The following is an 11,197-nucleotide window of genomic DNA, read 5'->3' on the forward strand; positions in this document are numbered from 1 at the left end:
TCCAAGAAACCGGGTTTTTTACCTAATCTGCGGGCTGCCTGCGAATAATCTCGTAAAAACCCGGTTTCTGGCCACCCGTGCGTAAGTCCTAGTCTGATATTCTCCTAATTTACAACAATTTTATGTCTGAACAACAACCAAATCCCGCAGAATTCAGCAGCTTTGCCGACTGGTGCTTGAACAAAGATAGCCTTTCAGAAGCAGCAAGATATACAGTTGAAGTGCTGTTAAAAAAAGTTGGCACTTCTGACATTTATGAAGCGAACCAGATACTGTCAAGTAGCAATAAGTTGGAGCTGTTCGACAATCCAATATCAAACATCACACCCCTGCAATCTCTGACTAATTTGACTCATCTGAATCTGTTCGACAATCCAATATCAGACATCACACCCCTGCAATCTCTGACTAATTTGACTCATCTGTATCTCTCCAACAATCCAATATCAGACATCACACCCCTGCAATCTCTGACTAATTTGACTGATCTGCATCTGTACAACAATCAAATATCAGACATCACACCACTGCAATCTCTGACTAATTTGACTCATCTGAATCTGTACAACAATCAAATATCAGACATCACACCCCTGCAATCTCTGACTAATTTGACTGATCTGCATCTGTACAACAATCAAATATCAGACATCACACCCCTGCAATCTCTGACTAATTTGACTAAGCTGTATCTCTCCAACAATCAAATATCAGACATCACACCACTGCAATCTCTGACTAATTTGACTCATCTGAATCTGTACGGCAATCAAATATCAGACATCACACCACTGCAATCTCTGACTAATTTGACTAATTTGTATCTGCACTGTAATCAAATATCAGACATCACACTCCTGCAATCTCTGACTAATTTGACTAAGCTGTATCTCTCCAACAATCAAATATCAGACATCACACCACTGCAATCTCTGACTAATTTGACTCATCTGCATCTGTACAACAATCAAATATCAGACATCACACCCCTGCAATCTCTGACTAATTTGACTTATCTGAATCTGGCCAACAATCAAATATCAGACATCACACTCCTGCAATCTCTGACTAATTTGACTGATCTGCATCTGTACAACAATCAAATATCAGACATCACACCCCTGCAATCTCTGACTAATTTGAGTTTTATGGATTTGCGCAACAATCAAATATCAGACATCACACCCCTGCAATCTCTGACTAATTTGAGTTGGCTGAATCTGCACAACAATCAAATATCAGACATCACACCCCTGCAATCTCTGACTAATTTGACTTCTCTGAATGTAAATTTTAAACCTGAACATAAGGCTCTAATCGAAGCGTGTCGTCAAAAGTGGGGAACTCTCGTCAACTCTACCAAACCCATCTCTAACCCCAAAGCCGCAGCCGCCGTTAAGTCTGTCTGCGAGATCCTGGGTTTAAAGGCCTCTGAAATAACTTTTTGCAGTAGCCCCAACGGAGGGGTAGCACAAATACCGCTGAAAAGATCCAATGACACTGATTTGATAAAGCGACTAAAAAAACGGGTAGAAGATGCGCTGCACCCCTTTTTCTTGATAACAGAATTGCGGCAAGAACTTTCGGAGTTAAGTATATGGGAGGAACAGCTAGAACAACAATTTAACACAGACTTTGCCAATTATTGGAAATATTCAAGACCAAAACTTACTCCGAAATACTTGGTTGAGGCTCTCGGTGTTGCTGAATTCTGTGTTTCCTTGGGCATTATTATCAAACCAGAAGCACAGAAAGTTTTTGAATGCCTGAACCAGCTTTTAGCAGAATGCGGCTGGATTATTTTGTTAGATGATACCTGCATTGTGTGCTCGCGCCCTTGTCAGCTTAGCCTTGACAGCGAATACCGCCTCCACGCAGAAGGAGAACCTGCACTGGAATTTCCCGACGGTTACAAAATCTATTCCTACCACGGTGTAACATTACCTGAAAAATACGGACACATTCACCCCAATCTGTGGCAAGCACAATGGCTTTTAGAAGAAAAAAATGCTGAATTAAGACGAGTATTAATTCAGGGAATTGGTTATGCTAGAATTTGCTCGGAACTGCAAGCAACAGAGTTAGATTGCTGGAAAGAATACACGCTGCTCAAAATTGATGCTGATATTGATGGCTTCGATCCAGATGATTTCGAGGACGATGAGGATGTTCCGAAAAAAGAAGATATTTATCTGTTAAAAATGATTTGTCCGAGCACCGGACACATTCATGCGTTGCGAGTGCCGCCTGATGTGACATCTGCTAAAGAGGCAATTCGCTGGGTAAATTGGGATATTGACTCAGAGGAGTTTTCGGTGCAAACTTGAGTAATACTAATTTAAAAAAGCTACAATCATCAATCTGAGGCCAATTGTTAAAAGCAGAGTCCAGCCGGACACGGCAGTGCCGTTTCCCTACCCGATTATGTTGTTAAAAGCAGAGTCCAGCGCCGGACACGGCAGTGCCGTTTCCCTACCCGATTATGTTGTTAAAAGCAGAGTCCAGCGCCGGACAGGGCAGTGCCGTTTCCCTACCCGATTATGTTGTTAAAAGCAGAGTCCAGCGCCGGAGACGGCAGTGCCGTTTCCCTACCCGATTATGTTGTTAAAAGCAGAGTCCAGCGCCGGACAGGGCAGTGCCGTTTCCCTACTGATAACTGCTAGATTGGCAAAATATTAATCGATAAAACACTAATCAACATTGGGCCTGTGACAGTTAAAAGGGTGGAATGCACCAAGCGTCAATTTAGCAAAAACAGTGAATAACATAGGAAAGAAGCCCACCTTCGGTCAAAGTTGGGCTAAATTCATGCCAGCTTACGGACAGCTAGGCAATCGGGTCTCTTAGCGGGTAGACGTAAAAGTTAAGAAAAAGATCCGAACTTTGTCGAAAAACTTATCCCCAACAATTAAGCTCCAGTTTACCCGTTAGCGAAGCCCTCGAAGAGGATCGCACCAGCGACATCTCACCCGCAGCGATGTTCCCTGAAATTGGGGAAATGCTGGGGCTTTAATTTTCCAGCATTGCCCATTTTAAAGTCCCAATCTCCAAGGGTTTAAGCGTCGTCATCGTGAGCGAAGCGACGGAACAGGAAGTCTAGGGCGTAGTTCCGCAGGTTGTAGTATTCGGGATCTTCCATCATTTGTACCCGATCGCGCGGACGGGGGAAAGGAATCTCCATAACCTCGCCGATGGTCGCTGACGGGCCGTTAGTCATCATCACGAGTCGATCGGCCAAAAACAGCGCTTCGTCAATATCGTGAGTAATCATCAACACCGTACAGCGGTGATCGTTCCAGATTTTCAGCAACTCTTCCTGCAATTCTTCCTTGGTAATTGCGTCGAGAGCACCGAAAGGTTCGTCTAAAATCAGCACCTGGGGGCGAATTGCCAAAGCGCGGGCGATGGACACCCGCTGTTTCATCCCCCCTGAAATTTGCGGTGGTCTTTTGTCAGCAGCTTCTGTGAGCCCCACCATCGCCAAATGTTCTTTGACGATCGCATTTTTTTCGACCTTAGATTTGTTAGGAAATACAGCGTTAACGGCAATGTAAACATTTTCAAATACAGTCCGCCAAGGCAACAAAGCGTAACCCTGAAACACTACCATGCGATCGGGGCCAGGCTTAACAATCCGCTGCCCGTTAATCGACACAGTGCCCTCGCTGGGATGGCTAAAACCGGACACCATATTTAATAGTGTGGATTTGCCACAGCCAGAGTGTCCGATCAGAGTAATAAACTCTCCCTCAGCTACGGTCAAGTTAACGTTTTCTAATGCCCTGTAACCGTTTGGATATACTTTATGAACATTGTCCATCACCAAAAACGGCTGGCGGCGATCGTGCGGTTGTTGGATTTGGGTTTTGGTGTTCGTCTGGTTTGGAGAAGTATTAATCATGGGTTTTGGAGGTCGTTAGTGGGTGATTAGCGATCGCAATTAATTGAGTTGTGATACCAATTCCGGTTGTACCGAAATGATGTTAACTGTTAACTGTTAACTGTTAACTGTTAATTTACTATTCCGATGCTAACGGATTTGATATGAATGGTAAGTTTGTCGCCAGTGTTCAAAAGTAGACTAGCAATTGCCTAAATTTTTGATTGATAGATTAACCGCATATCTAGCAACCGATGAAAGTCAAGCGGGACAAATTATCGCGGTCGTAGATTTTTATTTGTGGTGGGGTTCGACTCACAAATAAGTATCCCAAAATCCTGTAGATTCTCGCTTCACCAACAATCTATGAAACCCACAAATAATTTCATAAACCAGCCCCATCTACGACTACATCAACATTTTACCAATAAATTCACCCTACATTTTTCTTGTTGGTGGGTGGCGGCTGGTTGATAAGATTGATCGTTTATTTTGACAATAAGTTGTTGGGGAAGTGAGCTTCTACTAATTTGGTCGATCGTAATGTGATGTTATAACTACCTTGGCGGTTGCTATATAAAGCAGATCGACGCAGATAATTTCAAGAAGAGCGATCGAATGAATGCAATTGCTCCTCTAGTTTTTTGTAGGTTGAATTTAGGGACTAAACCCAACCTACTAATGAATTTTTTCTACCTCAAAACTGGCAACTCAAAGTTACACAATTCCTTAAGCAGCTCTGCGGCCAGAATCCAGAATCACTTCAGCCATCGTGTAATCGCGTTTGATCGCGAGATTGTTGAGATAGCCGATCGGATCGTCAGCATTAAACACGGAGCCATCAAACAAGCGGAGAGAACCCCGAGTGTAAGTAATATCAGACATCCCCAGCTCTCGGGCCGCCGTGCTGAAGGGGCCGACGCGGACTACCCGTTCCAGAATTTCTACCCAGTTGCGGGGGAACACAGTATCGCCCCAGCGCGCCATCTGCACCATGTGCCACAACTGTTCGGTGCGGCTGGGGCGGTTTACTCCGTCTCCGGCGAACAAGTGGTGGGCGTATTCCCGCATTGGAGTATCCAGATTGCAAGCTGCAGATTTCGGATCGCCAATTTGGATGTAACTCTTGTCAGTAGCGACGTACTCGCGTCCCGCCACAATTTCGGAAACTTCTTCAGCATTGGCCGGATCGCTGCAATAATGGCAAGCTTCCAGCAAAGCTTTGACTAGAGCAATGTGAGTATTGGGGTAAGCATTCGCCCACTCTTCTCGAACTCCTAGAATTTTTGCCGGGTGTCCGGGCCACAGTTCCAAATCCGTAGCTACAGTAAAGCCGACTCCTTCCATCGCGGCGCGCAGGTTCCAAGGTTCGCCAACGCAGAAACCGTCAATCGTGCCGCCTTGCAAGTCCACGATCATCTGGGCTGGAGGGATGTTTTTGAGCGAAACATCGCGATCGGGGTCAATGCCGCCGGAAGCCAGCCAGTAGCGCAGCAGCAGGTTGTGCATCGATGAAGGGTGAACGATGCCCATGCGGTGAGTTTGGGCGGGGGTTCGGCGCAGCATTTCTTTGTAATCTGCAAGAGTGTAGATCCCTTGGTCGTAAAAGCGCCTCGCGAGGGTAATTGCGTTGCCGTTGCGGCTCATGGTGAGGGCTGTAACGGTTGGTATTGGCTTTTCTTGGTGGCCTCCCAAGCTCAACCACGCGGCCATCCCAGAGGGCATATGGGCTGCGTCTAAGTAGCCTGCGGCGATGCCGTCTACGATGCCGCGCCAGCTTGTTTCCCGCACGAGGTGGACTTCATCGAGTCCGTGTTTGGCAAATAAGCCTTTTTCTTTGGCGATGGCTAGGGGAGCGCAGGCGGCGAGGGGGATGAAGCCGAGTTCGAGGTTGACTTTTTCTAGGCCGTGGCGGGCGATCGCGGGTACTTTGCGCGCCCGCAGTTTTTTGACTCGTTTCTGCTGGTTGAGGAAGTAAATCATTTCGCTCCGCAGGGCGTAGTAGCTGGGGTGCGTGACTACTTCCATGCGCTTGCGGGGGCGGGGGATGTCTACTTCGAGGATGCCGCCAATCTTCGATTCAGGGCCGTTGGTGAGCATGACGATGCGATCGCTCAACAGCACTGCTTCGTCAACGTCGTGCGTTACCATCAGGGCGCTGATTTCGTACTCTTGGCAGATTTCCATCAACTTTTCTTGCAAGTTGCCGCGAGTCAAAGCATCCAAAGCGCCGAAGGGTTCGTCCAAGAGTAACAGTTTGGGGCGCAAAGCTAGAGCACGGGCGATCGCCACGCGCTGTTTTTGTCCGCCGGAGAGCAGTGCAGGTTGCTTTTCCGCGTGGGGAGCCAAGCCCACCATGTCGATGTGTTTTTGGATGATTTCGAGGCGTTCGGCTTTCGGTAAACCGTTCATTACCGAGTCTACGGCTAGGGTAATGTTTTCTCTGACTGTCCGCCAGGGTAGCAGCGAATAGTTTTGGAATACTACCATGCGATCGGGGCCTGGCTTGGTAATTCTTTGTCCTTCGATCGTCACCAATCCTTCTGTGGGCAGATCCAAACCCGCCACCATATTTAGTAGGGTAGATTTGCCGCAGCCGGAGTGTCCGATTAGGGAGATAAATTCGCCTTTTTTAATTTCTAAGTCGATGCCTTTGAGGGCTATGTACGTGCCGCCGTCTGACAAATGAAATGTTTTTCCGACTTGTTCTACCGCAATCAAAACTGACATGGTTTTCTTGCCTTTTTTGTAGTTGGTTATTTTGCTAGCTGTTGACTGTTGACTGTTTGTTATTTGTTTCGATCGAACAACTGCTAGAAATTTAACTGGTTTAACTGGTTCCCAGGCAGAGCCTAGGAACCCATGTAAGCGAGGCTCTGCCTCACTTTTCTAGGAGTAAAATTCGAGGCAGAGCCAAAGCATCTGCGTTTCCAGGCTCTTCCTGGGAACGAGTAGAATTTGGTGAAGAATTAAACAGTCCTACTTTCCTTGACTAGGAGCAATCTTTTGCTGCAACCAAGCCATCATGCGATCGAGGAACAAACCAACAGCCCCAATGTAGAACACCGCTAAGAGAATTTCGCTGATGTAGTTTTGCTGGTAAGCGTTCCAAATAAAGAAGCCGATACCAACAATCCCTGACATCACAATTTCCGCTGCAATAATCGCCAGCCAAGCCAGCCCGATCGCAATTCTCAATCCCGTAAAAATGTAAGGAAGCGCCGACGGAAACAAAATATTGAAATAATACTCTTTCCGAGTCAGTTGCAGCACTTTCGCCACGTTGTTATAGTCATCGGGAATTTGGCGAACACCTTCAGCGGTGTTGATCAAAATCGGCCAAACTGCGGTGATAAAAATCACGAACAAAGCAGCAGGTTCGTTTTGTTGTAGTGCAGCCAGGGCGATCGGCACCCAAGCCAGAGGCGCAACCATCCGCAAAAACTGAAAAATCGGGTCTAAAGCCTTGTTCAGCAACGGATTTGTACCTACCAAAACACCCCCAGCAATTCCTACAGCAGCGGCGAGAGTGTAGCCTTTTGCTACCCGTTCCAAACTAGCCAAAGTTTGCCAAAACAAGCCGATTCCGTAGGTTTTGGAATTCATGAAAGGATACAGCAACAATACCCGAGTCCGTTCGTCAGTCCAAACGCTGATCGGCCCCGGCAGTTTGATCAGTCCCGTGCTCGACAGGAATTGCCAAACTAACAGAAATCCCAAAATTCCTAAAATTGGCGGCAAAATATTTGGTGAATTTTTCTTCCAAAACTCTCCAAACGCTCCTTGTGCAGAGCCTCGATCCCTTCGATTTGTACTTACAGCCATCCTATTAATCTCCTATGTTTGCGCTATTTTTTATGACCGTAATTTTTTGAGGCTAAATTACGGTCAGCTTTGACCCATTAAACTTTTTTAATCGCCAAACTCTTGAGGTAATCTTCTGGCTTTTCCGGGTTAAATTCTTGGCCATCAAAGAACTTTTCAATACCGCGAGACGTACTTTTGGGAATGTCAGCATCAGCAACCCCGGCCAATTTTGCTGCGGCTTTCCACAAATCTTCGCGGTTGACTTTATCGATCATCTTTTTATCCGCCAAGGTTTTGGTTGGCAGGAAGCCCCAGCGCACGCTTTCGGTTAAGAACCACAAATCGTGACTCTTATAAGGATAGGAAACGTTGCCGAGGCCGTCTTTCCAGTACAGCGGGCTCATTTTGAAATCGTCGATCTCTGGTTGACCATCACCCATCATGTACTTACCCTGGTAGGGAGGTGTCAAAACTGCCGGAGGTACGTCAAAGTAGTTTCTGCCAGAAGTAATGGCAACTAATTCGGCGCGATTTTCTGGTTTGTCGCACCACTGCTGCGCTTCGATCAGTCCTGCTAGCATGGCTTCGGTGGCTTTGGGGTGTTTGTCTACCCAGTCGCTCCGCATAGCTAGATACTCTTCGGGGTGATCTTTCCAGATTTGGGCTGTGAGGGCGGACATGAAGCCGATGTCCTCTTGGACGATCCGCAGGGGCCAGGGGTCGCCGGTACTGAAACCGTCCATGCTGCCGGTTTTCATGTTGGCTACGGTTTGGGCTGACGGTACTGTTAGCAACTCGGCTTCTGTGTCGGGATCGATGCCGTTAGCTGCTAGCCAGTAGCGAATCCAAAAGTCTTGGTTGGCTTTGGGGAAGGTGTAGGCTGCTTTGAAGGGCGTGCCTGCTTTTTTGAGACCTTTCATGTAGTCTTGGGCCGCTTGGTCTAGTTTGAGCCCGATGCCTTTGCCTTTGTGTTTTCCGGCGATCGCAATTCCATTTCCTTGAGTGTTCAACTGGGCTAGAACATACATCGGAATTTTGACGCTACCTTTGGTGATCAGACCTTCACTAATTTGATAAGGCATGGGCATTTGCCACTGGCCTCCATCAATACCGCCACCTGCAGAGCCGATTTCTAAGTTGTCTCTAGCCGAACCCCAGTTGGCTTGTTTGGCGACTTCCACTTCGGTCATGCCATACTTGGCAAAAAAACCTTTTTCTTTGGCAATAATTAACCCTGCTGCTTCGACGATCGGGATATATCCCAAGATAACTTTTGTGGTTTCGATGCCCTCTACTCTTTTCTCGTTGGCCACAGCAACTGGTGATGTGGCCGCTGGGGAGGCCCCGCCTGTAGTAGTCCCACCGCCGGCACCTGCTGTACTAACTGGTTCTGGGGGAGTACAAGCTTTGAGGAGTATTGTACTGACTGCGGATGCACCTGCGGTAACGATAAATTTACGTCGAGAAAATTGCTCTGAAAATTTTGTCATAGCCTAGCCTTCGTTCCTATTCATAAATCTTCTGTAACGACATCACTGAAGTTTATCAAAGCGCTTTTTTGCAGTTTGCTAAAGGTCTATTAGCGAACTATTGTGAGCGCACGGAAAGCAGGAGGGGTCGAAAGATTTATTGTTAGCATAAGTCTTTCAAATATCCCTGCTGATTTTACACTTTTGATTAACTCAATATTGCCATCGACCAAGTTGTGCGAACTCGCTTAAAGCGAACTCCACATTTTCTTGTGTTAGTTATTCAGTTTACCGTACTCTTGCTGTGATTATAAAACAAATATTAAATTTGAATGATAAGTAAATATTTTAGGAGGCTGGTGTCAATAAGCAAGGGTTGGGAGGGGCGATGGGGCTGGCCAGTCAAAACAGGTTCTAACTAAGACTTGTAGCGTAAGGTCTGTAGCGAAGGGCGGTCGGGAGGCATTCAAATCTATTGTCAATAAGCTGCCGCTCTCAGAGGGATCGCACATTTACTTTGTTAATATATGTATGCTTTTTTTAAGGTAACAGTTAATTGCAAAGTGCTGTACACAAATAATTATACTTTAGCCCACTTGCCCTTTTGGGGTTGGTAGCGTTGAAATAGGGAAGTAATATCAAATCCGGGTGCATCCCAATTGTATAGTTCAGAAGTGTCTCTAACCGCAGAAAAGATCGGGTGGGACGTGAGGTCTGTTACCGTTTAAGCTGAGATTGCGGTTGCTCAACGAGAATCGAAGCAGCTTGAAATTAAGAATTGGACGCTGAAAACAAATTCTTCGATAAGCAGTTGTTATGGGTTGAGGGCAGCGCCTGCCAAAAGTCCAAAATCGCTTCTGCTGTCTGTTTCGGGTAGAAAAAATGAAAGAAATAGCGTCCGCCCGGGCAAACCCAAAGCCGTGAAGTGGCTTCTAATTCCCGATCGTATTTCGATCGCCAACTGCGAAGTTGATGCGGATCGACGACAACATCATCCACACCGCCGCACACTAGCAGCGGCACTGTTACTCGAATCGGCGCTAAACTCAGGCATTTGACAAGACTGTGGGGAGACAGTGAATCGTCGAGATCTTGCTCCAAAATTTTCACCAATGCTGCCGTCATAGCTTGGGGCGAGCAGCCAAACAACAAGTCCACCATTCGAGTCAAAAGGCTCTGACGGCTACAGGGTAGCAGTTGGCGCTGAGCGTAGTAGTGCGCTTGCCAATCCACAGCGGGATATGCACCCACTGACAGCAAAGTGAGCGCGAGCACTCGTTCGGGATGTCGCTGAGCGTACAGCAACGCCAACAGTCCGCTAATTCCGTGACCGATCAGATGAATTGGCTGATGGCGGTGTTTCAAATAGTCGTGCAGCGACACCAATGCAATGTCGAGCGAACAGGGCTCGTCGGGTGTTTGTTGGTATTCCCAGCTAGCGATTGGAATATGCTGTGCCAGGGATTGCAGCAATGGGCGATCGAACGCTTGTAGGTGCGGGCTGGCACTCAAGCAAAGCACTTGGGGCAAATAAGACACGATCGTTCTGGTATAGGTTAAATGCTTGATGTTTTTGGGCCCGATTCCTGAATCAGGTTGCCAAAAGGTTCAAGTTTATTGCAAAAGATACTTAACTATCTTTAGAGGGATATTAGCATGACTGTTGCAATTATTTCCTAGTAAACAGCGTTGAGAAATATGAAGGACAGCGAACGTTGCAGCCAAAGCCGGACAGCGATTGCTACAAATTTCCCTTGAACGAACGCAGCTCGCTTTACTGTACCGACTGCTTTTGGGTCGGGTTCAGGCAACTTGATGACATACCACAGCTGTATTTAATGCGAATCTATTTCAAGAGTGTGGCGCTAACTCTCAGGATAATGAAAGTGTATTGTAGTTCTCAATCATTCGAGGGTGAATTACCCACCGTCAAGCGGAGTACCGCTATGACGGGGGCTTCCAGATTCACAAGGAACCGCGTCCGACAAGACCGAAATCTTGCCACCACGACTTACATTCCCTCCACTGGCAGTAGCACTAA

6 protein-coding genes are annotated in these 11,197 nt (G+C 46.9%); 1 reads left to right on the plus strand and 5 read right to left on the minus strand.

All coding sequences use genetic code 11. The features are described from left to right. The first annotated feature begins 122 nt into the window (after positions 1–122). Positions 123–2,327, plus strand: coding sequence for a leucine-rich repeat domain-containing protein (locus IQ263_RS28615; protein WP_228050117.1), 2,205 nt, complete (start codon positions 123–125; stop codon positions 2,325–2,327). Positions 2,328–3,055: 728 nt separating this feature from the next. Here the strand turns inward: IQ263_RS28615 and IQ263_RS16905 are convergent. The 5 genes from IQ263_RS16905 to IQ263_RS16925 all read right to left on the minus strand — a co-directional run bounded on the left by IQ263_RS16905 (position 3,056) and on the right by IQ263_RS16925 (position 10,695). Next, the gene (locus tag IQ263_RS16905) at positions 3,056–3,901 is read right to left on the minus strand and encodes a nitrate ABC transporter ATP-binding protein (protein WP_194068595.1); all 846 of its coding nucleotides are present in this window, start codon (positions 3,899–3,901) and stop codon (positions 3,056–3,058) included. 708 nt (positions 3,902–4,609) lie between these two features. Further along, entirely contained in the window at positions 4,610–6,610 is a 2,001-nt protein-coding gene (locus IQ263_RS16910; RefSeq protein WP_194068597.1) for an ABC transporter ATP-binding/substrate-binding protein, read from the minus strand. A gap of 249 nt (positions 6,611–6,859) precedes the next feature. After that, a complete protein-coding gene (ntrB, locus tag IQ263_RS16915; protein WP_194068598.1) occupies positions 6,860–7,705 on the minus strand; it encodes a nitrate ABC transporter permease in 846 nt (281 codons plus the stop codon). 77 nt (positions 7,706–7,782) lie between these two features. Then, positions 7,783–9,177, minus strand: a complete 1,395-nt coding sequence (locus IQ263_RS16920) for a CmpA/NrtA family ABC transporter substrate-binding protein (RefSeq protein ID WP_194068599.1) — start codon at positions 9,175–9,177, stop codon at positions 7,783–7,785. A 750-nt stretch (positions 9,178–9,927) separates the two neighbouring features. Further along, positions 9,928–10,695 (minus strand): alpha/beta fold hydrolase, encoded by a 768-nt coding sequence (locus IQ263_RS16925; RefSeq protein ID WP_194068600.1) that lies wholly within the window; start codon positions 10,693–10,695, stop codon positions 9,928–9,930. Positions 10,696–11,197 lie beyond the last annotated feature (502 nt).

It is taken from the genome of Tychonema sp. LEGE 06208, assembly GCF_015207505.1.
Classification (GTDB): domain Bacteria; phylum Cyanobacteriota; class Cyanobacteriia; order Cyanobacteriales; family Microcoleaceae; genus Microcoleus.

Bases quoted from the DNA above. Each gene is read 5' to 3' on its own strand.
- ntrB (WP_194068598.1), bottom strand. From the start codon at position 7,705: ATGGCTGTAAGTACAAATCGAAGGGATCGAGGCTCTGCACAAGGAGCG.
- IQ263_RS28615 (WP_228050117.1), top strand. From the start codon at position 123: ATGTCTGAACAACAACCAAATCCCGCAGAATTCAGCAGCTTTGCCGAC.
- IQ263_RS16905 (WP_194068595.1), bottom strand. From the start codon at position 3,901: ATGATTAATACTTCTCCAAACCAGACGAACACCAAAACCCAAATCCAA.
- IQ263_RS16920 (WP_194068599.1), bottom strand. From the start codon at position 9,177: ATGACAAAATTTTCAGAGCAATTTTCTCGACGTAAATTTATCGTTACC.
- IQ263_RS16910 (WP_194068597.1), bottom strand. From the start codon at position 6,610: ATGTCAGTTTTGATTGCGGTAGAACAAGTCGGAAAAACATTTCATTTG.